Consider the following 21,580-nt stretch of genomic DNA (forward strand, 5'->3'; position numbering starts at 1 on the left):
TCTGCTGCGCTCGCAACGATAGGTCAGGAAGCACGCAAGGCGATTGCGAAATAAGCCGTCTTTTTGTTTCATCGTGGTGGATAATTGCGCCATGGACCGGATTGATCTCCACATCTTGCGCGAGCTCCAGAACGACGGCCGACTGAGCAACCAGGAGCTGGCCCAGCGGGTCGGGCTCAGCCCCTCCCCCTGTCTGCGGCGGGTGCGCCAGCTGGAGCAGGACGGGGTGATCCAGGGCTATCGGGCGATCATCGACCCGGAGGCGGTGGGGCGCGGCTTCGAGGTCCTCGTCTCGGTGGAGGTGAAGCGGGACCGGGAGACGGTGGAGGCCTTCGAGGAGGCGCTCCAGGACGTGCCGGACGTGATCGAGGCGTACCGGCTGTTCGGGAGCCCCGGCTGCCTGCTGCGGATCGCGGTGGCGGACCTCGCGGCGTACGAACGGCTGTGGATCGAGCGGCTGACGACGCTGGCCGGGGTCACCGAGGTGAACTCCCAGATCATCATGAAGCGGATCAAGGAGCCGAAGGGGATGCCGGTGGACGTGCGGGGCGCCTGAGGCCCCTACCGCTCCCCCTGGGGGGCGGGCGGTTGCTCCCTATGCGAGAACGTCATGGAACAGCCTCCTCCTCGTTACATGACAGGTACCTGACGTGTGCCACTCTCCCGGTGACACGAAGTCAACACGCGTAGACAACGGTGGCGTTGAGCCGACGCCCGCCGTCCCGCGCGTGCCGTCCCCGGGAAAGGGCCCCCCATGTCCGTTGTGCGGACCCGCAGCTGGAAGGTGTGGGCGACCGCCGTCGCCGCCACCCTCGTCGGCGTCACGCTCCCCACGGTCACCGCGACCCCCGCGAGCGCCACGACCACCGCGTACGACACCACGTACTACAAGAACGCGATCGGCAAGACCGGCACGAGCCTCAAGTCCTCGCTGCACACCATCATCAGCAGCCAGAGCAAGATCTCGTACGACGCGGTCTGGAACGCGCTGAAGGCGACCGACCAGGACCCGAACAACACCGCCAACGTGATCCTGCTCTACAGCGGCGCCTCGCGCAGCAAGTCCCTCAACGGGGGCTCCGTGGGCGACTGGAACCGCGAGCACACCTGGGCCCAGTCCCACGGGAACTTCGGCACCTCGGCCGGCCCCGGCACCGACCTGCACCACCTGCGCGCCTGCGACGTGCAGGTCAACAGCACCCGCGGCAACAAGGACTGGGACAACGGCGGCAGCGCGGTCGGCGGCGCGCCCGGCAGCTACACGGACGGCGACTCCTTCGAGCCGCGCGACGCGGACAAGGGCGACGTGGCCCGCATGATCCTCTACATGGCCGTCCGCTACGAGGGCGACGACGGCTGGCCGAACCTGGAGCCCAACGAGTCCTCCACGAACGGCAGCGTCCCCTTCCACGGCCGCCTCTCGGTCCTGAAGCAGTGGAACGAGCAGGACCCGCCGAGCGCCTTCGAGGAGCGTCGCAACGACGTCATCTACAACACCTACCAGCACAACCGGAACCCGTTCATCGACCACCCGGAGTGGGTCGAGGCGATCTGGTAGCCCGAGCACCGCGGGAGTGACGGAGCCGGGCCGGACGCGACGCGTCCGGCCCGGCTCCCGCCATGTCGGCCCCTACACCTGACCGCTCCCGGCACCTTCAAACGTGAAATCGCGGATCGTCTCACGTTTTTGAAAGACCGACTCCGACACCCCAAAGACGTTACCTAGCCGTTATAAACGGTGATTTTGACCGTTTCTGATCAGATTTGCCATGCGCTCGGAAGCGGGTTCCCGGCGCGGAGAGCGTCGGCGCATCTATCACGCCGCCACCGCCCCGAACAAGACCTCAGCCCCAGGAAGTTCCGCGATCCGCTCGGTAGCTTCGGCGCCCATGACCACTGCCCCCCTGTCATCCCCGGTCGGCGGCCTCTCCGTCGGCCCGGCCGAGATCACGGACGGCGCCGAACTCTGGCGGATCGCCCGCGGCTCGGGAGAACTCGACCTCAACTCGCCGTACAGCTACCTGCTCTGGTGCCGCGACTTCGCCGACACGACCGCCGTCGCCCGTGACGCCTCCGGACGACCGGTCGGCTTCGTCACCGGCTACCTGCGGCCCGACGCCCCCGGCACGCTCTTCGTCTGGCAGGTCGCCGTGGAGGGTTCGCACCGCGGAAGCGGGGTAGCCGGGACCCTGCTCGACGCTCTGTCCGCCCGAGTGGCGGCCGAGCACGGACTAGACCGGCTGGAGGCGACCGTCACCCCGGGAAACCTGGCGTCCGACCGGCTCTTCCGGTCCTACGCCCGCCGGCACGGGGCGGACCTGACCCGAGAGGTCCTCTTCCCGTCCGCCTCCTTCCCCGTGGCGGGGCACGAGGCCGAGGTGCTGTACCGCATCGGCCCCCTGGCACCCCCGGCGTCCTGAGCGCCCCGGCTCCCCGAGCCGCCCCGGCCTCCCGAGCCGGGCTCCGCACACTTCCCCCGCACCACACCCTGGAGAAGAGACTCCGTGACCCTGACCGACATCGCCGCCCCCTCCGTCTTCGAGACCGTCGAATCGGAGGTCCGCAGCTACTGCCGTGCCTGGCCCGTCGTCTTCGAACGCGCCAGCGGGAGCCGGCTGTACGACGAGGACGGCCGGCCGTACCTCGACTTCTTCGCCGGGGCGGGCTCGCTCAACTACGGCCACAACAACCCGGTGCTCAAGCGCGCCCTCCTCGACTACCTCGCCGACGACGGCATCACCCACGGCCTCGACATGTCGACGACCGCCAAACGCGCCTTCCTGGAGACCTTCCGCGCGACGGTCCTCGAACCCCGCGCCCTGCCCTACAAGGTGATGTTCCCCGGCCCCACCGGCACCAACGCCGTGGAGGCCGCCCTCAAACTCGCCCGCAAGGCCACGGGACGCCAGACGGTCGTCTCCTTCACCAACGCCTTCCACGGCATGTCGCTCGGCTCGCTGGCCGTCACCGGCAACGCCGCCAAGCGCGCCGGAGCGGGCGTCCCGCTGCACCACGCCGCCCGGATGCCCTTCGACGACTACCTCGACGGACAGGTCACCGACTTCCTCTGGTTCGAGCGGCTCCTGGACGACTCCGGCTCCGGCCTCGACCACCCGGCGGCCGTGATCGTCGAGACCGTCCAGGGCGAGGGCGGCATCAACGTCGCACGGGCCGAGTGGCTGCGCGCGCTGGCGGAGCTCTGCCGCCGGCACGAGATGCTCCTCATCGTCGACGACATCCAGATGGGCTGCGGGCGCACCGGCGACTTCTTCTCCTTCGAGGAGGCGGGCATCACGCCCGACATCGTCACCCTGTCCAAGTCCATCAGCGGCTACGGCCTGCCCATGTCCCTCTGCCTCTTCCGGCCGGAGCTCGACCTGTGGGAGCCCGGCGAGCACAACGGCACCTTCCGCGGCAACAACCCCGCCTTCGTCACCGCCACGGCCGCCCTCGACGCCTACTGGCGCGACGGCACCCTGCGCGAGCGGACCCTGAGCCGGGCCGACCGGATCGAGCGCGCCCTGCTCGACCTGTGCGGCGACGACGGCCGCGCCGGCCTGGCGGTGCGCGGACGCGGCCTCGTGTGGGGCCTGGAGTTCGCGGACGGGGAGCGCGCCGCGGCCGTGTGCCGGCGGGCCTTCGAGATCGGTCTGCTCCTGGAGACGTCGGGGCCGCGCGGCGAGGTGGTCAAGCTGCTGCCGCCGCTGACCGCGACGGACGACGAACTCGACGAGGGCCTCGGCATGCTGGCCCGCTCCGTACGCCACCGCGCCTGAGACCGCACCGACAGATCCACCCGAAAGGCACCACCCATGATCGTCCGCACCTTCGACGAGCTGGAGAACACCGAGCGGCACGTCCGGGCCGCGTCCGGGACCTGGGAGAGCAAGCGCATCGTGCTGGCCCGCGAACGGGTCGGCTTCTCCCTCCACGAGACCGTGCTGTACGCCGGCACCGAGACCTCCATGTGGTACGCCCACCACGTCGAGGCGGTCGTCTGCACCGCCGGCGAGGCCGAGCTCACCGACCACGAGTCCGGCCGCACCTACACGATCCTGCCCGGAACGATGTACCTGCTCGACGGGCACGAGCGCCACACCCTCAAGGTCAAGCGGGACTTCCGCTGCCTGTGCGTCTTCAACCCGCCCGTCACCGGGCGCGAGGACCACGACGAGAACGGCGTCTATCCGCTCCTCACCGAACCGGAGCCCGACCACGGCCAGGCCTGAGGCCGGCCCGTACCCCCGACGACCCCGTACGCGAAAGGAAGCACCCCGCCCCATGACCTCCGCACCCACCCGCCCCGTCGACCTCTACCCCACCCGCGGCTCCCGGGAGGAGCTCATCGGCCGCAAGGACCCCGTCGTGTGGTCCGAGCCCGGCACGCCCGGCCCCTTCTGGGCCCGTGAGCTGGAGGAGTACGACCGCGACGGCTTCGTCACGGTGGAGGAGCTCATCACCCCGGCCGAGGTCGACGAGCTCCGCGCCGAGCTGGACCGGCTCGTCGCCGACCCCGTCGTCCGGGCGGACGAGCGGGCCGTCGTCGAGCCCCGCTCCCAGGAGATCCGCTCCGTCTTCGAGGTGCACCGGATCAGCGAGGTCTTCGGCAGGCTGGCCGAGGACCCCCGGATCGTGGGGCGGGCCCGCCAGATCCTCGGCTCCGACGTGTACGTCCACCAGTCGCGGGTCAACGTCAAGCCCGGCTTCGGCGCCAGCGGCTTCTACTGGCACTCCGACTTCGAGACCTGGCACGCCGAGGACGGGCTGCCCCGGATGCGGACCGTCTCGGTCTCGATCGCGCTCACCCCGAACCACACCACCAACGGCAGCCTGATGATCATGCCGGGCTCGCACCGCACCTTCCTCGGCTGCGCGGGCGAGACGCCCAAGGACAACTACAAGCAGTCGCTGCGGATGCAGGACGCCGGGACGCCGTCCCACGAGGCGCTCACCACCTTCGCCGACGCCTGCGGCATCCGGCACTTCACGGGCCCGGCGGGATCGGCCACCTGGTTCGACTGCAACGCCCTGCACGGCTCGGGCGACAACATCACGCCGTACCCCCGGAGCAATGTGTTCCTCGTCTTCAACAGCGTCGAGAACGCGCCCGAGGCCCCCTTCGCCGCCCCGGTCCGGCGCCCCTCCTTCATCGCGGCCCGCCCGGAGGAGCTGGCGTGAGCGGCTCCGCGCCGCTCGACCGCCGCCGCTTCCTCACCAGAGCGTCGCTCCTCGGCGGCCTCGCCCTGACGGCCGGGCCGCTCACCGCGTGCACCCGCACCCAGGCGGGGACGGGAGCGCCCGCGGACGACGGGAAGCTCCTCGCGAAGCTGCGGGGACAGGGCTTCGTCCGGGTCGGGTTCGCCGGTGAGGCGCCGTACGGCTTCCAGGACGGCGACGAACTCGCCGGCGAGGCCCCGACGCTGCACCGCGAGATATTCGGGGCGCTCGGCGTACGCGAACTGCGGCCCACGCTCACGGAGTTCGGCGCGCTGATCCCCGGGCTGCTCGCCGGCCGGTTCGACGTGGTGAGCGCCGGCATGTCGATCACGCCGGAGCGCTGCGCCAAGGTGATCTTCTCCGAGCCGGAGTTCGTCTCCCCCACCGCGCTCATGGTCCGCAAGGGCAATCCGAAGGGGGTGAGCGACCTGAGGTCCTGCGCGGCGAAGGGCGCCACCGTCGGGGTGCTGACGGCGGCCGTGGAGGCGTCCTACGCGAAGGCGGCGGGCGTTCCGGACGGCTCGGTGAAGACGCTCGCCAAGCAGCAGGACGGGCTCGACGCGCTCCTGGCCGGCCGGATCGACGCCTTCGCGCTGACCGCCGTCTCCCTGCGCTGGCTCGCCCGGACGAACGCGGGCGCGCCGGTGGAGGTGGGCGAGGCGTTCGCCCCGGTGGTCGGCGGCGCCCGACAGCTCGGCGCGGGCGGGGCCGTCTTCCGGCCGGGGGCGACCGGGCTGCGGGACGCCTTCGACCGGGAGCTCCTGAAGATCACCGGATCCCCCGAGCGGTTCGTCGGACTCGTCGGGCGGTACGGCTTCACGGCCCGCGAGGTGCCGCCCCGCTCGCTGCGGACCGCCGGCCTGTGTGCCGGATGAGGGGCACCCGCCGTGACTGACTTCCTCCCCGAGCTCCGGCGAGCGCTGCCCCGGCTCGCCGAGGGGCTCCTGGTGACGGCGGAGGCCACGGTGCTCGGCGCCGCGCTCGCCCTGCTCCTCGCGTACGTCCTGGGCCTGCTGTCCCGGTCGGCGAGGCTGCCGGTGCGGGGCGCGGCGCGGCTCGTGGTGGAGTTCTTCCGGGGGACCTCGCTGTACGTGCAGCTGTTCTGGCTGTTCTTCGCGCTCCCCATGGTCGGCTTCCGGCTCGAACCGCTCGCCTGCGCCGTGCTCGCGCTCGGCCTCAACTACGGGGCGTACGGCGCCGAGGTGGTGCGGGGCGCGGTGGCGGCGGTCCCCCTCGCCCAGACCGAGGCGGGGATCGCCCTCGGCATGGGGGCGGGGCTGCGGCTGCGACGGGTCGTCCTGCCGCAGGCGCACGCCCTGATGGTGGCGCCGTTCAAGAACCTGCTCGTGCAGCTCCTCAAGGCGACGCCGCTGCTCTCCCTGGTGACGGTCCCCGATCTCACCTTCCAGATCGACCAGTTGCGCTCGGCGACGGGCGCGACGGCTGCCTCGTACCTGCTGCTCCTCGGGCTCTACTTCGCCATGGCCGTCGGCCTGGGCCTCCTCATGAACGCCCTGGAGCGGGCGGCGAAGGCCCGGCTCGGGCAGGAAGGCGGTGCCTGATGTGGGACGGGGAGGCGGCCCGGGCCGCGCTGCCCGCCGTACTGGAGGGGTTCGGCGTCACGGTCCTGGCGACCGTGCCGGCGTTCGCCGTCGCCATGGTCCTCGGGCTCGTGCTCGCCCTCGTCCAGCGGGCGGGCCCCCGGTGGCTCGCGCTCCCGGTGCGCGCGGCGGCCGCGTTCGTCCGCTCGACGCCGCTCCTGGTCCAGCTGTTCGCGGCCTGGGTCCTGGTGCCCGCCCTCGACGCGCCGGTGCTCGGCGTCCTGGTGCTGGGCGTGCACTACGCCACGTACCTCTCCGAGGTGTACCGGACGGGCATCGACGCCGTGCCGAAGGGCCAGTGGGAGGCGTGCACGGCCCTGTCGCTGCCGCGCCGGCGGGTGTGGCGGGCGGTGGTGCTGCCGCAGGCCGTCCGCAACGTGCTGCCGCCGCTGGGCAACTACGCGGTGTCCATGTTCAAGGAGACGCCCCTGCTCTCGGTGATCACCGTGCACGAGATGGTCCACGAGGCGAACACCTTCGGCAGTACGCACTTCGCCTATCTGGAGAGCTTCACCCTGGCCGCCGCGGTGTTCCTGCTCGCGAGCTGGCCGACGTCCGTGCTGGTACGACGACTGGAGACACGCCTTGCGCACTGAGAACCGGAAGGATCCGTCGCCCGCCGGGCACCGGAAGGAGCCGACGGCCCCCGAGCGGCGGAGGGATCCGGCGGCCCCCGCGGTCCGCTTCGACCGGGTCACCAAGCGGTACGGCGACCACACCGTGCTCGACGGCCTCGATCTGGAGGTCGGACGCGGGGAGCGCGTGACGCTGATCGGGCCGAGCGGCTCGGGGAAGACCACGATCCTCCGGCTGCTCATGACGCTGGAGCGGGTCACCGACGGCGTCATCCACGTGGACGGCCGGCCCTACTCCCACATGCCGGGAGGAGGGGGCGGGGGGCTGGTGCCGGCGGACGAGCGCCATCTGGCGGTGCTGCGGCGCAGGATCGGCATGGTCTTCCAGCAGTTCAACCTCTTCCCGCACATGAGCGTCCTGGAGAACGTCGTCGAGGCGCCCGTCCACGTGCTCGGCGAGAGCCGGGAGGAGGCGGACCGCAGGGCGCGGGACCTGCTGGACCTGGTGGGGCTCGGCGACAAGGCCGGGGCGCGGCCGACCCGGCTCTCCGGCGGCCAGCAGCAGCGCGTGGCCATCGCCCGCGCCCTCGCGATGCGTCCGGAGATCCTGCTCCTCGACGAGGTGACGTCCGCGCTCGATCCGGAGCTGGTCGCGGAGGTGCTCGACGTGCTGCGGGACATCGCCCGCGGCACCGACATCACGCTGCTGTGCGTGACGCACGAGATGGGCTTCGCCCGGGACGTCTCCGACCGGATCCTGATGTTCGATCGCGGCCGGATCGTGGAGTCGGGCCCGGCCGGGGAGCTCCTGGAGTCGCCCACGCACGCGCGCACGCGCGCGTTCCTCGGCTCGGTCCGGTGAGTCCGCCGGCCGGGTCCGGCCGGGGGCGCGCTCCGGTCCGCCGGGCGTGCCCTCCCGGTCAGCCGCAGGCCGGCGCCCCTGCCATGCCTTGCCGCAGCCGGCCCAGGCTCCGGGACAGGAGGCGCGAGACGTGCATCTGGGAGACGCCGAGGCGCTCGCCTATCTGCGTCTGGGTCAGCTCCTCGACGAAGCGCAGGTGCAGCAGCAGCCGGTCGCGCTCCCCGAGGGCCTCCACCAGCGGGGCGAGGGCGTGGAAGTCCTCGACGAGTCCGAGCGCCCGGTCCTCCTCGCCGAGGAGGTCGGCCAGGGCCGCGTCGTCGTTCTCGTCGTCGCCGCTGCCGATCGCCGCGTCCAGGGACGCCGACCGGTAGCCGTTGGCGGCCAGCTGGGCCTCGACCACCTCCTCCTCGGACAGCTCCATGAGGGGCGCCAGTTCCGCGACCCGGGGTGCGCGGCCGAGCCGCGAGCTCAGCTCGTCGGTCGCCTTCGCCAGCTCCACCCGCGCCTCCTGGAGCCGGCGCGGGACGTGGACCGCCCAGGTGGTGTCGCGGAAGAACCTCTTGATCTCGCCCACGATGTAGGGCAGGGCGAAGGTGGTGAACTCCACCTCGCGGGACAGGTCGAAGCGGTCGATCGCCTTGATCAGACCGATCATGCCGACCTGGACGATGTCCTCCCGCTCCTCGATCCGTGCGCGGAAGCGGCCCGCCGCGTAGCGCACGAGCGTCATGTTCATCTCGATCAGGGTGTTCCGGACGTACTGGTGCCCGGCCGTCCCCTCCTCCCGTTCCGCGAGTTCGCGGAAGAACACCCGCGACAGGGCGCGCGCGTCCCGGGGCGCCACCTCGCGGGGCACCTGGAGAACGGGAAGGTCCCCCCTCGTACCGCTCGTGTCGTACGTCGTCGTCGCCTCGGCCACCTCGGTCCGCACGGGGACGCCCTCCTCCTGCTCGCTGTCCGTTCGGCGGTCCCGGTTCGCGTACCCCCTCCTTCCGGACCCACTCCCCCCATCCATGCGATCCACCCCGGACCGGACAACCGAGCATCAGTCCGACATGTCCGGGCAGGCGTGTCCCATCACCCTTCGACACACCGGGAAGAGAGGGAGCCTCGATGAACAGCCGGAGTGGAACCCTGCCCCGTACGACCGCCGGGGTCTCTCCGGCCGCCGCCGGGAGGGCCGGACCGTCACCCCTCCTCACCCCGGCCCAGGCCCGGCGGCTGGTCCGCCGCACGCTCGCGGCCATCGGCCCGCTGCGGGACTCCCAGGTCGACGACCTGCTGCTCGTCACCTCGGAACTGGTCACGAACGCCCACCGCCACGGAGGCGGACTGACCTCGTTCGGGATCGCCGTCGGCGACGACCGGGTGACCGTCTCCGTGGCCGACGCCAGCGGTGAGCCGCCGCGCCACGAGCCCCGTGAGGGGCTGCGGCCCGGCGGCTTCGGCTGGCCGATCGTGCTGCGGCTGTGCCGCGAGGTGTCGGTGGACACGCGACCGGACGGCAAGACCGTCCACGCCGCGGTGACGGTCGACCGCTGAGTCCCGGGACCCGTCCTCCGGACCGTGCCGGGCTCGCGGGGCCCGGCCCGGAGGACGGACCCGCCGCTCAGGCGTCCGCGGGGCGGGCGGGGTGCCGCTCCGGCGGTCCGTGGAGACGGACGGAGGCGGGGCCGCCGGTGGTGCGGTGGCGGTCGGCCCAGGATTCGAGCGCGGCCCGGCAGGCGTGGTCGAGGTGGTGGATCCCGGAGAGGTCCAGGACGACCGGGCGGTCGCGCGGCAGCGCTTCGAGGGTGTCGAGGATCGTGGGCAGCCTCAGGAAGGTCACGGTGCCCGAGAAGCCGACGCGCACCGGTCCCTCGCCCTCGTCGGTGTGGTCGACGCGGAGGTGGGAGGCGTCCCAGGCCGCTTTGGCGACGGAGACGACGAGTCCGACGAGGACGCCTTCGAGCATGTTCACGGTGACGATCGCCAGGGCCGTCACGACGAGGACGAGCGCCTCTCCGCGGTGGCCGCGCCACAGGCCGAGGAGGCCCCTGAAGGGGATCAGCTTCCAGCCGGCGTGGACGAGGATCCCGGCGAGCGCCGCGAGCGGCACGTACTCCAGGGTGCCGGGCAGCAGGGCGGCGAAGACCAGCAGCCACAGGCCGTGGAGGACGCGGGAGGCCTTGGTCCTGGCGCCCGCCTGGACGTTGGCCGAACTGCGGACGATCACGGCGGTCAGGGGCAGCGCTCCGAGCAGCCCGCAGAGCGTGTTGCCGAAGCCCTGGGCGAGCAGCTCCTTGTCGTAGTCGGTGGGCGGTCCGTCGTGCAGCCGGTCCACGGCCGCCGCGCTGAAGAGGGATTCCGCCGAGGCGATCAGCGCGAAGGCGAGGACGGTGCCGAGCAGGGCGAGGTCGGTCAGGGCCGCGAGGCCGTCCGCTCCCGGCAGCCGCACCGCGTCCAGGACGCCGCTCACCCGTACCGTCGCGACCGGCAGGTCGAACAGGGCGGTCGCGAGCGCCGCGAGGAGGACGGCGACGAGCGCGCCGGGGACGGCCCGCACCCGGCGGGGCAGGTGCCGCCAGGCCACGATGACGAGGACGGTGGCCGCGGCGACGGCGAGCGGGACGAGGGCGGCGCCGGCGGTCACCGCGCGCCCCAGGGCGGCCGGCAGCCCGGCGAGCCGGGCCGGGCCGGAGGCGGGGGCGCTGAGTCCGGCCGCGGCGTAGAGCTGGCCGGCCACGATGACGAGGCCGATCCCGGCCAGCATGCCCTCGACGACGGAGAGGGAGATGGCCCGGAACCAGCGGCCCCAGCGCAGCAGGCCCATGAGGACCTGGAGCAGACCGGCGAGGAGCACGATGACGCCGAGCGCGGCCGGGCCGAGCGTCCGGACCGCGTCGAGGACGAGGACGGTGAGTCCGGCGGCGGGGCCGGAGACCTGGATGCTGCTGCCCCGCATGAGGCCGGTGACGGTGCCGCCGACGATGCCGGTGACGAGACCGAGCTCGGCGGGGACGCCCGAGGCGACGGCCACGCCGATGCAGAGCGGCAGCGCGACGAGGAAGACGACGAGGGAGGCGGCGAAGTCCTGCCGGAGGTACGGAAAGGAGGAGGCCATACAGGGGGTCATACGCCCTGCCGGGGCCCGTCCCGGGCGGCCCGGCGCCCGGCGGCGGTTTCCGACCGGAACAGGCCGGAACGTGACGCGATCGCCGCCGGGGAAGGCGCCCGGAGGTGCGGATCGCCGGGGCGCACCGGACCGCAGGCGCCCGCACACGCGGTCAGGCGGAGGGCGTACGGGCGCCATGCCGGGGGCGCAGGCGGGCGCCGCGCCGGGGGCGCAGGGCGGAATCGGCCCGTCCGGAGGCGGCCCCCGGGCTCACCACCAGTAGGCGGGGTATCGCGGTGCCGCGCGGCGGATGCGGGAGGCGGCGAAGGCGGTCAGCACGAGCAGGACGGTGGCGCCGAAGAGCAGGGGGACGAACCGGCCGGGCGCGGGGGCCTGGAGCACGATGACGACGGCGGTCGCGCAGGCCGGCGAGTGCGGGGTGCGGGCCAGTGTGGTCAGTGCCAGGGTGACTCCGGCGGCGAGGGCGGCGGCCCAGGCGCTCCCGTGCGCGGCGACGGCCGCCACGGCGTATCCGGCGGCGGCGCCGAGGAGGTGGCCGACGATCACGCTGCGGGGCTGGGCCAGGGGCAGGGCGGGGGCGCAGTGGACGAGCGCGGCGCTGGCGGCCAGCGGGGGTATCAGCACGGGCTCGTGGATGAGGGCGCCGATGGCGACGAGGCCGAGGAGGGCCGCGGTCGCGGCGCTGACGTTGTGGAAGGCGGCGCCGGGGGCGGGCCGGGCCGGGGCCCGGCCGGCGATCCACGGCAGGCGCGGTTCCCTGGGGGCGGCGGAGGTCGGGGCGGTGTCGGGACGCGGAGCGGCGTCGGTGCTCATGGGATGCGAGGTTTCCGGGGCAGGCGGCCGTGGCCGGGCGGTCGGGGACGGGTGGGGCGGTCGTACGGGTCCCTGTGGTCGACAGTCGGCCCGGTCTCACGCCCTGCCTGGTGCGGCGGCGTGGCCTCGCACCACTCTAACCAGCGGTTTCGCCACGGCGCGGGCGGGGTCGGGGGCAGGATCTCCTCATGACCGACACCTCCTCCGCCGCGCCCCGCGCCGTGCCCGCCTCCGCCCCGCCCTCCTTCCGCCTTCTTCCCGGGGCCGCGGACTCCCCCGTCCTCCTCCATGTGCCGCACTCCTCCCGCGAGGTGCCCGCGGAGGTGCGCGCCGGGATCCTCCTCGGCGACGAGGAGCTGGACCGCGAGCTGGACCACATCACGGACTCCCACACGGCCGAGATCGCCGCCGTGGCGGCGGCGGCGGCCGGCGTGGCGCCCTGGCGGTTCGTCAACGGGCTCTCGCGGCTCGTCGTGGACCCGGAGCGCTTCCCGGACGAGCGCGAGGAGATGCTGGCCGTCGGGATGGGGGCGGTCTACACCCGGACCAGCCACCGCGCGCCGCTGCGGCCGACCGGGTTCGACGCGGCGCCGCTGCTCGACCGGTACTTCGCCCCGTACGCCCGGGCCATGACGGAGGCCGTGGCGGAGCGCCTGGTCGTGGCGGGACGGGTGGTGATCGTCGACGTCCACTCGTACCCGACCGAGCGGCTGCCGTACGAGCTGCACGGCGACGGCCCGCGCCCGCCGGTCTGCCTCGGGACGGACGCCTTCCACACGCCGCCCGCGCTGCTCGACGCGGCGCGGGAGGCGTTCGGCGGGTTCGGCGGCGTCGGGACGGACAGCCCGTTCGCCGGGACGTACGTGCCGCTGGAGCACTACGGCCGGGATCCGCGGGTGAGCGCCCTGATGGTCGAGATCCGCCGCGACCTGTACATGAGCGAGCCGGGCGGGCCCGCGGGTCCGGGCGTCGAGGCCCTCGGGGCGGCCCTGGCCGCCCTGGTCGACGCGGTGGCCCCGGCGGGTGAGCGTGCCCGAGGAGCGTAAAATCGGACAGATGAGCCCACTCCGATACGAGCTGGTCTTCTCTGACGACACGGGGGCGACCGAGGACGTCGTGGTCGTGGAGCGCACGCTCCTCACGGGGTCCGGCGGGCATCCCGTCTACGCCGACCCCACCGGCATCATCCGGGCCGAGATCAGCGACCGGGACGAGGTGCGCATCCTCGCGACCGGGGCGCATCAGGAGATCTCCCGGCAGGTCCGGGCCCGTGCGCTGCCCGATCCCGAGCCGGAGGATCCGTCCGCTTCGGCGGCCTGAGGTCACGCGCCCGGCGGAGGCAGGTGTCGAACGTACGGCCGGGTGGGAGCGCGGCCCGTCGGCCGGCGGCTCGCACCCGGGCGGCGTGACCGGGGATGACCGCGCACGGCCTTCTTCGACGGCCGGGCCGGAATCGGGCCTGTCCCCGCCGTGGAGGCCCTGTCCACGGGCCTCGGAGTCGTGGTGTCCGGATGCCCGCCTCCTCCCCCGCGCTCGCCGTATCACCGAGCCCGTCCCGCGTCCGGGACCGGCCTTGCCGGGGTGCTCGGCCCGACGCGTGCCGGTGGACCGGAGGACGGGCTGTCAGGCGACCGGCCCAGTTCCACGAGCGCCCGGGGCGAAGGCCTGGTGAGCTGTACCGGGAGATCTCGGGTGCCCTCACATCCGAAACCCCGGAGCGTATGGAGGAGGATTCCGTGCCGGACCCGACGACGTCGTACGCCGACCTGCGCGCCCTGGTGATCAACTGCACCTTGAAACGTTCCCCGGAGCGCAGCCACACCCAGGGGCTGATCGACATCAGCACCGGGATCATGGAGCGCCAGGGCGTGCAGGTCGAGGTGCTCAGGGCGGTGGACATCGACATCGCGACCGGTGTCTGGCCGGACATGACGGAGCACGGGTGGGAGACGGACGAGTGGCCGGTGATCTACTCGCAGGTGATGGCCGCCGACATCCTGACCCTGGCGGGGCCCGTGTGGCTGGGAGACAACTCCTCGGTCATGAAGAAGGTGATCGAGCGTCTGTACGCCTGCTCGTCGATCCTCAACGAGCTTGGCCAGTACGCCTACTACGGCCGTGTGGGCGGCTGCCTGATCACCGGCAACGAGGACGGCGCCAAGCACTGCGCGATGAACGTCCTCTACAGCCTCCAGCACCTCGGATACGTGATCCCGCCGCAGGCCGACGCGGGCTGGGTCGGCCCAGCCGGCCCGGGACCGTCCTACCTCGACCCCGGCTCGGGCGGTCCGGAGAACGACTTCACCAACCGCAACACCACCTTCATGACCTGGAACCAGCTCCACCTCGCCCGGATGCTCAAGGACGCCGGCGGCATCCCGGCGCACGGAAACCAGCGCTCCGAGTGGGACGCCGGCTGCCGGTTCGACTTCGAGAACCCCGAGCACCGTTAGGGGCGGGCCGGGCGCCGTGGAGCAGCCGGGGGCAAGCGGCGGACACCGAGTGCGGGGGACATGTGAGGGCTGCCTGAACCGTGAAGATCCGCTGACCGCTCCCCGGTCCGTGGCGGCAGGCCCGGAACCCGATTCCGTCGCACACCGGGCCCGCACCGTTGCCGTGAGGGCAAGGCCAGATCGGTCCGCACGAAGTCAGGCCCGCTCCCACGGTGGGGGATCTGGGCGGCGAAGCCACCACCACCAGCCGACCGAGGTCGGTTCAGACGCCCCGATCAGCCCCCTGCGAACGCTTCCTGACGGGTTTTCAGCTGTTGCCGCCGCATCCGACCGCCTGATGACTCGCTCCCCTACGAGCAGGTCGTCCCCGGCGGACCAGACGGGGCCGCCCCTGTCGGAGCAAGGGTCAAGAGGTGTGGATGAGCTGATTCAGCTCTCGCCGCGGTGGCTGAGGGTGGCCTTCGCGGCGTTGCGGATCCGCTTGGTGCGACCGGCTTCGGCGAGGATCCCGATGGCCTCCGTGTTCGTCCCGGCGGCCGCCATGAGCTGGAGCCGGTCGGACGACGCGAGCAGGTCGTCCGGCTGCCAGGGCAGCTCGAGCGTGACGGCGCGGAACAGTGACCACTCCCGCAGGCGCTGAGCCGGGAAGGGGTGGCCGGTCGTGGCCCGGGTCATCGCCTGCGCCCACCCCTCGTAGGCGGGACCGGGGTAGAGGACGGCGGCTCGACGGTCCAGGTGCCGCAGCACCGCGGACCGGGCCATCGTCGGGTCCGGATCGGTGAGCACGCGGCGGACGAGGTCGGCCTCGTCCGCATCGGCGACCTGCCGCAGCTCGTCGAGGTAGGCCGCGAAGCGGACGTGCTCGTCCGGGTTCTGCAGGATGTCGTCGACGTTCTTCATGCGGACCGCTCCTCGCGCTCGACCAGGACGCCGTTCTCGAATCGGGCGCCCGCCCGGACCGGGGACACCAGGTGGGCTCCGGTGATCGCTCGCCGGCGGGCCGGGACGGACTCGACCGGCTTGGACACCCTCGCGAGTGCCGCCGGGCTGCCGGCGTCGGTCGCGGCCCAGGTCGACCCGGACGGCCGTGTCCTCGTCCTCTGCCGTGATGCGCGCCGAGGCAGACGCCGTGGACGCCGCGTCCCACGGAGTGCGGCTGCCGAACCCGCCGGGCGATCCCGTCCCTACCTCTCGGCAACGCTGCCACCGGGATTCTCGGCAGCCGCGGCCAGCAGCCCCGGCTCGTCCGGTATGACCTTACGTCGGTTTCGCGCACCGAAGAGCCCCACGTTCCACCCCCACCGATCACCGTCTCGTCGGCTCCGATTGTGCCGCAACGGTCAGGACCGCCGACAGCAGTCCGTCGGCGGCCTCCGACACCCTCTTCGCCGTGAGGCGGCCACAGTTCACCGGCCGCCCTCCCGAACGCGAGGAGTGGCCCCGCACACCGACGAGTTCCGCGGCATCGTCATCGAAGGCCGCCAGACGATGCGGCTGGACGCCCGGAGGTGCAGCGCGGCGAGCTGCGGAGGATCCCGCTCGACTCGCTCCCGACCGGCACGGTCGGGTGGGGGCACAAGGCCGGCGGCACGTCGTTCGTCGACACCCACCTGTACGACGCCGACACCCGGCACACCGCCGCGGCGAAGGTGGTCGGAGGCGGGTCGACGGTCGCGCGGGAGTCCGGCGGATGGGCACCCGAGCTCACCGCGCTGATCACGGACACCGACACCGCACCGCTCCTGCGCCCCCACTACGCCCTCTCGATCCGCGAGGCGTACCCCCCACCGCCCCCGTCGACAGCAACGGCTCCGTCGCGGACACCGCTCGAACTAGTCTTCGCACCATGGCTTTGCGACCTGACGAGTTCTACGACCACGCGCTCGCGTCCTCGGACGCCGAGCGCCGGCTTCCGCTGGCGCGGATGACCGGCTGGGACATCAGCCCGTTCGAGGAGGACGGACTGCGCGTCTCGCCCTTGCGGCCTCCCGTCCTGCCCGAGCCGGCGCGGCACGGCGAGGATCCGTCCGATTGCGATGCCTGCCGCCGGCGCGCTGAGGGGATCTGGTTCAACGACAACTGGCGGCTGACGCGGATCACGGGCGTCGGGGTGCCGCTGGTGCTCATGCTGCATCCGCTCGACCACCATGACATGGCCGACCTGCCCGACGAGCTGGCGGCCGAGCTGGGCGTACTGACCACGCACATCGTCCGTCACGTGCAGGCTCTGGAGCACGTCTCGCGCGCTCACGTCTACCGGATCGGGGACGGCGGGGCGCACCTGCACATCTGGTTCTTCGCCCGACCCGCGGGGCAGGCCCAGCTGTACGGTTCGTGGCTGCCGGTGTGGGACGACCTGTTGCCGGAGTATCCGGCGGATGTCGCGGAGGCGGACGCGGCGGTCGTCGCGGACGCGCTGGTCGCCTCCGCGGGAGGGCGCCGTCGGGCCGCCGCGGAGACGTCCGGCGGCTGATCCCCGCGGCCGGCCTCCTCCTGCTGCTCGGTGATTGCCTTCCACCCCGTCGATCACGGGCCGCCAGGCATCGGCCGGCGCACCGGCCCTGCGCGAGGGGAACGCGCATGTGCGTGTGGGCGGTCGTGCGTGGCGGCACGTGTCGAGGCCGGACGGGGAGGGCCGGCGCGACGATCGGGCCGCTGACGGCACCCGGGTCCGCTGCTCGTACGATCCGTCCGCCGGACAGAACCCCTGGAGGACGCATGGCTGACACCAGCAACACCCGATCCGCCGCCGGGGAGGAGCCTGGGGCGTCACGGAGCGGATTGCAGCGCCTGATGCGCTACCTCCCCTTGATCGCGCCCCTCCTGCTGTGGGCCGTGCCCTGCTGGGTCCTCCTGTACGCGGGACAGCACTGGCCGCTGCCCGTCACGCTGAGCGGCACCGCCCTGTTCGCCCTCGGCCTGACCGGGATGCCGCTCGCGATGGTGCGCGGTCACGGGCGGCGTCAGCGGGACCGGGCGGCGATCGTCGGCGACACGCTGCTGGGCGGCAGCTGGGTGCTGTTCACCTGGTCGGTGCTGCTCGGCGTCCTGTTGCGGCTCGTGCTGACCGTGGCCGGTGTCGGTGACGGACAGGACCGGGCGCGCATCGTCACCTGGGCGGTCCTCGGCCTGACCGCCGTGCTGCTCGGGTGGGGGTACTTCGAGGCCCGGCGCGTGCCGCGCGTGCGCCGGCTCGAGGTGCCGCTCGCGCGTCTGGGAGCCGGACTGGACGGCACCCGCGTCGTCCTGATCACCGACACCCACTACGGTCCGCTCGACCGCGCCCGCTGGTCGGCCCGGGTCTGCGAGACGGTCAACGGCCTGGAAGCCGATCTGGTGTGCCACACCGGCGACATCGCGGACGGCACGGCCGAACGCCGCCGCGCCCAGGCCGCCCCGCTGGGAACCGTGCGGGCGACGCGGGCCCGGGTCTACGTCACCGGCAACCACGAGTACTACAGCGAGGCCCAGGGCTGGGTCGACCTGATGGACGAGCTGGGCTGGGAGCCGCTGCGCAACCGCCATCTGCTGCTCGAACGCGGGGGTTCCACCCTCGTGGTGGCGGGCGTGGACGACGTCACGGCCGAGTCCTCCGGACTGGCGGGGCACCGCGCCCACCTCGCCGGAGCCCTCCAGGGCGCCGATCCCGACCTGCCCGTCCTCCTGCTCGCGCACCAGCCCAGGTTCGTCGACCGGGCGGCGGCCCACGGCATCGACCTCCAGCTCTCCGGCCACACCCACGGAGGGCAGATCTGGCCCTTCCACCACCTGGTCCGCCTCGACCAGCCCGCCGTCGCCGGTCTCAGCCACCACGGCGCTCGCACCCTCCTCTACACCAGCCGCGGCACCGGCTTCTGGGGCCCGCCCTTCCGCGTCTTCGCCCCCAGCGAGATCACGCTGCTCGTGCTCCGCTCCCCGCAGCGGTCCACCTCGCCCTGAAGGCCGTCCCGCGATGGCCTGGAGGCACCGGTCAGGGGTCGAAGGCAACCAGCGCCCGGTCCGGGACGCCGGGTGCGCACCGGGCTCCGCCCCGCCGGAGCGCCGCCGAGGGCCCTTCCGAGGGCCCTTCCGAGGGCTGGGACGTACGCCACACCGGCTTGACGTGCACACAGGAGGCACTTAGCTTCGCCTTACCTTAGTTATGCCGTCCTTACGTCCGGAAGATCAACGCATGTCCAGAACCGCGCAGGAGCTCAGACCCGCGCAGGAGCTCACCCCTTCCTGGCTCCTCACCGTCCTCGGGCTCGTCGCCACCGCCGCCATCGCGGCGGCCTGCTGGACCGCCGGACACGTCCACGCGGACGCCTCCCTGCTGACGGTGGCCCGCTTCTTCCACGTCGCCTTCCTCGTCGTCGGGCTCGGTTCGGTGCTCGCCGTCGACTGGCTCGCCGCGCTCTGGCTGGCCGGGAAGCGGCCGCTGACCGCCGTCCTCGACACCGCCGTCGCCCTCCAGACGCCCATCTGGGCCGGGCTCGGCGGGCTCGTCGTCTCCGGCCTCTTCCTCCGCCCCGACCTCCACTCCCCGCTGACCCTGGTCAAACTGGGCCTCGTCCTGGCCGTCACCCTCAACGGACTGTGGGCGCACCGGCTCGGCCAGCTCCTGGAGGGCCACCGCACCGGCACCGTCCCGCGCCGGCTGCTCGTCCGCTCCGCCCTCGCCGCGACCGTCAGCCAGACCGGCTGGTGGGGCGCCTGCCTCATCGGCTTCCTCAACAGCCAGGGGGCGTGAGCCGGGGTCACGAGCCCCACCCCGGTTTTGGTTTGTCGGACGATCATCAATACGATCCGGCGATGATCACGAGAAAACGGCTGGCGACCGGCGCCGCGCTGCTCGCCGCCCTGAGCGCCGTGCTCCTGCCGACGAGCGCGGCCGCCGACGAGCCGGCGGCGAAGGAATCCCCCAAGGTCGAGCTGGTCCTCGACGTCAGTGGCTCCATGCGGGCCAAGGACATCGACGGCAAGTCCCGCATGGCCGCGGCGAAGCAGGCCTTCAACGAGGTCCTCGACGCGGTGCCCGAGGAGGTGCGGCTCGGCATCCGCACGCTCGGCGCCGACTATCCGGGGCAGGACCGCAAGCGGGGCTGCAAGGACACCCGACAGCTCTACCCGGTGGGCCCGCTCGACCGCACCGAGGCCAAGACCGCGGTGGCCACCCTGGCCCCGACCGGCTGGACCCCGATCGGTCCGGCGCTGCTCGGCGCGGCCGACGACCTCGGCGAGGACGGGGCGACCAAGCGGATCGTGCTCATCACGGACGGCGAGGACACGTGTGCCCCGCTCGACCCGTGCCAGGTGGCGCGGGAGATCGCGGCGAAGGGCATCCACCTCGTCATCGACACCCTGGGCCTGGTGCCGGACGCCAAGACCCGGCAGCAGCTCACCTGCATCGCGGAGGCGACCGGCGGCACGTACACCTCGGTCCACCGCACCGAGGAACTCTCCCGCCGCGTCAAGCAGCTGGTCGACCGCGCGGCCGACCCGGTCGTCACCCCGGTGGCCACCCAGGGCGCGGCGCGGTGCGAGAAGGCACCGCAGCTGAAGCCCGGCCTCTACACGGACCGCGAGTCCTTCGGCGAGCACCGCTGGTACCGGGTGGACCTGCTGCCCGGCCAGGAACTGCGCGCCTCCGTCAGCGTGTCGGCCGACCGGGCCGTCAACAACGACTACGGGGTGCTGCTGCGCGCCGTCACGCTCCACGGCCGGGAGATCGTCCGCGGCTCCGAGGCGGGCGACGGGCGCACGGACGTGATCTCGACGGGGCTGCGCTACCCGAAGCCGGAGGCCGACGACGAGCCCGGTGACGCCAAGCCGGCGGCCGAGACGGTCTGCCTCCAGGTCAGCAACTCCTTCTCCGCTCCCCCGTCGGTCAAGACGACGCCGGGCATGCCGGTCGAACTGACGGTGGACGTCGTCGACGGCCCGTCGTCCGCGTCGGACGTCGCCTCGTTCGGTCTCGGCCGCGGCTGGTGGCTGCTCGGCGTGCTGGTCCTCGCCGGCTTCCTGGCCGGTCTGCTCTGGGGCTGGCTGTCCCGCTGGCGCGTCGCTGTCTGGAGGACCAACTGATGCGTACCGTACGCATGCTCGCCACGGCCGCGCTCGCGGGCGCCGCCCTGCTCGGCCTCGCGGCCCCGGCCGCCCTGGCCGACTCGCCGAGCCCCTCGGCGTCCTCCTCCGAGGAGGCCGGCCCCACGGAGGCCGGCACCACCTTCCGCACCGCCGCCCGGTTCCTCCCGGGGCAGCAGGCCACGGCGCAGGCCGCCACGGGTGACTACCTGTACTGGGTGTTCCCCGCGGACACCGGGGAGCGGCCGACCGTGCGGGCCACGGTCACGCTGCCCGACGCGGGGCTGCGGCACGGGCCCGCCACCTGGCGGGTCGACGTGTACGACGGGCTGCGGCGGCGTCAGCCGTGCATGTACGGGATGCAGTCCCGTACGGCGGCGAAGGAGGCCACGACCGTGGAGCTGGCCTGTGTGCTGCGCCCGGTCCGGGCCTCGGCCGACGCCTGGGCGAACGACCCGCTGCCCGGCAGCTACTACGTCCGGCTGACCGTCGCCGGCGGCCCGGAGGAGGACCTCGGCCAGCCGTTCACCGCGCGCCTCGGCGCCGACGTCCTCGACAAGGGCGGCGCCTACGCGACCGACGGCTCGCTCGCCGCGCCGCTGGTCCCGGGGGCGACCACCGCCGACCAGGCGAAGGCGGACGAGGACGCCGGCCGGAAGACGGCCGTCGAGGCGGCGGCCCCGGAGGACGGCTGGTCCTCCGGCTGGTGGTCCGACCGCTGGATCTGGACCCTCGCGGGCGGCGTCCTGGCCGCCCTCGCGGGCATCGGCGGCTACGTCCTGACGCGCGGCACGGGTCGCCCGTCCCGGGTGCCGCCGGCCGTCTGACCCGGCCCCAGACGCACGGAGGCCCCTCACCGCGACCGGTGGGGGGCCTCCGTG

The 21,580-nt window shown here is 73.1% G+C and carries 24 protein-coding genes; 19 read left to right on the top strand and 5 right to left on the bottom strand.

Going from position 1 to position 21,580, the window contains the following annotated elements:
- Positions 1 to 91 precede the first annotated feature (91 nt).
- From ACFYUZ_RS28240 to ehuA, 10 genes are all read left to right on the top strand, one after another.
- Positions 92 to 556: an Lrp/AsnC family transcriptional regulator gene (locus tag ACFYUZ_RS28240; RefSeq protein ID WP_030689075.1), complete on the top strand. Its 465-nt coding sequence runs from the start codon at positions 92 to 94 to the stop codon at positions 554 to 556.
- 198 nt (positions 557 to 754) lie between these two features.
- Positions 755 to 1,558: an endonuclease I family protein gene (locus tag ACFYUZ_RS28245; protein ID WP_389313842.1), complete on the top strand. Its 804-nt coding sequence runs from the start codon at positions 755 to 757 to the stop codon at positions 1,556 to 1,558.
- Positions 1,559 to 1,889: 331 nt separating this feature from the next.
- Positions 1,890 to 2,420 (top strand): diaminobutyrate acetyltransferase, encoded by a 531-nt coding sequence (ectA, locus tag ACFYUZ_RS28250; protein WP_389313844.1) that lies wholly within the window; start codon positions 1,890 to 1,892, stop codon positions 2,418 to 2,420.
- Positions 2,421 to 2,504: 84 nt separating this feature from the next.
- Positions 2,505 to 3,776: a diaminobutyrate--2-oxoglutarate transaminase gene (gene ectB, locus ACFYUZ_RS28255; protein ID WP_389313846.1), complete on the top strand. Its 1,272-nt coding sequence runs from the start codon at positions 2,505 to 2,507 to the stop codon at positions 3,774 to 3,776.
- Between the two features lie 36 nt (positions 3,777 to 3,812).
- Positions 3,813 to 4,229: an ectoine synthase gene (locus ACFYUZ_RS28260; RefSeq protein ID WP_225800849.1), complete on the top strand. Its 417-nt coding sequence runs from the start codon at positions 3,813 to 3,815 to the stop codon at positions 4,227 to 4,229.
- Positions 4,230 to 4,281: 52 nt separating this feature from the next.
- Positions 4,282 to 5,178: an ectoine hydroxylase gene (gene thpD, locus ACFYUZ_RS28265; RefSeq protein ID WP_389313848.1), complete on the top strand. Its 897-nt coding sequence runs from the start codon at positions 4,282 to 4,284 to the stop codon at positions 5,176 to 5,178.
- Positions 5,175 to 6,092, top strand: coding sequence for an ectoine/hydroxyectoine ABC transporter substrate-binding protein EhuB (gene ehuB / locus ACFYUZ_RS28270; RefSeq protein ID WP_389313850.1), 918 nt, complete (start codon positions 5,175 to 5,177; stop codon positions 6,090 to 6,092). Before thpD ends, ehuB begins: the two co-directional genes overlap by 4 nt.
- Before the next feature lie 12 nt (positions 6,093 to 6,104).
- Positions 6,105 to 6,779, top strand: coding sequence for an ectoine/hydroxyectoine ABC transporter permease subunit EhuC (gene ehuC, locus ACFYUZ_RS28275; protein ID WP_389313852.1), 675 nt, complete (start codon positions 6,105 to 6,107; stop codon positions 6,777 to 6,779).
- Positions 6,779 to 7,414, top strand: a complete 636-nt coding sequence (ehuD, locus tag ACFYUZ_RS28280) for an ectoine/hydroxyectoine ABC transporter permease subunit EhuD (protein ID WP_030689062.1) — start codon at positions 6,779 to 6,781, stop codon at positions 7,412 to 7,414. The genes ehuC and ehuD overlap by 1 nt, the downstream gene beginning before the upstream one ends.
- Positions 7,404 to 8,255, top strand: a complete 852-nt coding sequence (gene ehuA, locus ACFYUZ_RS28285) for an ectoine/hydroxyectoine ABC transporter ATP-binding protein EhuA (RefSeq protein ID WP_389313854.1) — start codon at positions 7,404 to 7,406, stop codon at positions 8,253 to 8,255. The genes ehuD and ehuA overlap by 11 nt, the downstream gene beginning before the upstream one ends.
- 58 nt (positions 8,256 to 8,313) lie before the next feature.
- Here ehuA and ACFYUZ_RS28290 read toward each other — a convergent pair whose 3' ends face one another.
- Positions 8,314 to 9,186 (bottom strand): RNA polymerase sigma factor SigF, encoded by an 873-nt coding sequence (locus tag ACFYUZ_RS28290; RefSeq protein ID WP_389313856.1) that lies wholly within the window; start codon positions 9,184 to 9,186, stop codon positions 8,314 to 8,316.
- Between the two features lie 182 nt (positions 9,187 to 9,368).
- On the opposite strand from ACFYUZ_RS28290, the gene ACFYUZ_RS28295 reads away from it, so the two are divergent.
- Positions 9,369 to 9,797 carry an ATP-binding protein gene (locus tag ACFYUZ_RS28295; protein ID WP_389313858.1) on the top strand — a complete coding sequence of 143 codons (429 nt, stop codon included), beginning with the start codon at positions 9,369 to 9,371 and terminating at the stop codon, positions 9,795 to 9,797.
- Between the two features lie 67 nt (positions 9,798 to 9,864).
- Here the strand turns inward: ACFYUZ_RS28295 and ACFYUZ_RS28300 are convergent, their stop codons facing one another.
- Positions 9,865 to 11,358: a SulP family inorganic anion transporter gene (locus ACFYUZ_RS28300; protein WP_389313860.1), complete on the bottom strand. Its 1,494-nt coding sequence runs from the start codon at positions 11,356 to 11,358 to the stop codon at positions 9,865 to 9,867.
- 261 nt (positions 11,359 to 11,619) lie between these two features.
- The gene (locus ACFYUZ_RS28305) at positions 11,620 to 12,183 is read right to left on the bottom strand and encodes an HPP family protein (protein WP_389313862.1); all 564 of its coding nucleotides are present in this window, start codon (positions 12,181 to 12,183) and stop codon (positions 11,620 to 11,622) included.
- A 188-nt stretch (positions 12,184 to 12,371) separates the two neighbouring features.
- Between ACFYUZ_RS28305 and ACFYUZ_RS28310 the strand changes: the two genes are divergently transcribed.
- The 3 genes from ACFYUZ_RS28310 to ACFYUZ_RS28320 all read left to right on the top strand — a co-directional run bounded on the left by ACFYUZ_RS28310 (position 12,372) and on the right by ACFYUZ_RS28320 (position 14,636).
- The gene (locus ACFYUZ_RS28310) at positions 12,372 to 13,229 is read left to right on the top strand and encodes an N-formylglutamate amidohydrolase (RefSeq protein WP_389313864.1); all 858 of its coding nucleotides are present in this window, start codon (positions 12,372 to 12,374) and stop codon (positions 13,227 to 13,229) included.
- Positions 13,230 to 13,239: 10 nt separating this feature from the next.
- Positions 13,240 to 13,503, top strand: coding sequence for a DUF6296 family protein (locus tag ACFYUZ_RS28315; protein ID WP_389313865.1), 264 nt, complete (start codon positions 13,240 to 13,242; stop codon positions 13,501 to 13,503).
- Positions 13,504 to 13,904: 401 nt separating this feature from the next.
- Positions 13,905 to 14,636 (top strand): flavodoxin family protein, encoded by a 732-nt coding sequence (locus ACFYUZ_RS28320; RefSeq protein WP_389313867.1) that lies wholly within the window; start codon positions 13,905 to 13,907, stop codon positions 14,634 to 14,636.
- A gap of 429 nt (positions 14,637 to 15,065) precedes the next feature.
- On the opposite strand, the gene ACFYUZ_RS28325 is transcribed toward ACFYUZ_RS28320, so the two are convergent.
- Both ACFYUZ_RS28325 and ACFYUZ_RS28330 read right to left on the bottom strand, forming a co-directional pair.
- Complete coding sequence (locus ACFYUZ_RS28325; RefSeq protein WP_389313869.1) at positions 15,066 to 15,536, bottom strand: hypothetical protein; 471 nt, start codon at positions 15,534 to 15,536, stop codon at positions 15,066 to 15,068.
- Positions 15,533 to 15,664, bottom strand: a complete 132-nt coding sequence (locus ACFYUZ_RS28330) for a hypothetical protein (protein WP_389313871.1) — start codon at positions 15,662 to 15,664, stop codon at positions 15,533 to 15,535. Before ACFYUZ_RS28330 ends, ACFYUZ_RS28325 begins: the two co-directional genes overlap by 4 nt.
- Positions 15,665 to 16,482: 818 nt before the next feature.
- Here ACFYUZ_RS28330 and ACFYUZ_RS28335 point away from each other — a divergent pair.
- The 5 genes from ACFYUZ_RS28335 (at position 16,483) to ACFYUZ_RS28355 (ending at position 21,526) form a co-directional block, all read left to right on the top strand.
- Positions 16,483 to 17,109 carry a hypothetical protein gene (locus tag ACFYUZ_RS28335; protein WP_389313873.1) on the top strand — a complete coding sequence of 209 codons (627 nt, stop codon included), beginning with the start codon at positions 16,483 to 16,485 and terminating at the stop codon, positions 17,107 to 17,109.
- A gap of 245 nt (positions 17,110 to 17,354) precedes the next feature.
- Positions 17,355 to 18,575: a metallophosphoesterase gene (locus ACFYUZ_RS28340; protein ID WP_389313874.1), complete on the top strand. Its 1,221-nt coding sequence runs from the start codon at positions 17,355 to 17,357 to the stop codon at positions 18,573 to 18,575.
- A 232-nt stretch (positions 18,576 to 18,807) separates the two neighbouring features.
- Positions 18,808 to 19,365 (top strand): hypothetical protein, encoded by a 558-nt coding sequence (locus ACFYUZ_RS28345; protein ID WP_389313876.1) that lies wholly within the window; start codon positions 18,808 to 18,810, stop codon positions 19,363 to 19,365.
- 62 nt (positions 19,366 to 19,427) lie between these two features.
- Positions 19,428 to 20,699, top strand: a complete 1,272-nt coding sequence (locus ACFYUZ_RS28350) for a VWA domain-containing protein (RefSeq protein ID WP_389313878.1) — start codon at positions 19,428 to 19,430, stop codon at positions 20,697 to 20,699.
- Positions 20,699 to 21,526: a hypothetical protein gene (locus tag ACFYUZ_RS28355; RefSeq protein WP_389313880.1), complete on the top strand. Its 828-nt coding sequence runs from the start codon at positions 20,699 to 20,701 to the stop codon at positions 21,524 to 21,526. Before ACFYUZ_RS28350 ends, ACFYUZ_RS28355 begins: the two co-directional genes overlap by 1 nt.
- The last annotated feature ends 54 nt before the right edge of the window (positions 21,527 to 21,580 follow it).

Origin of the sequence: Streptomyces sp. NPDC004266, from assembly GCF_042874095.1 — a bacterium.
In the GTDB taxonomy this organism is placed as follows: domain Bacteria; phylum Actinomycetota; class Actinomycetes; order Streptomycetales; family Streptomycetaceae; genus Streptomyces.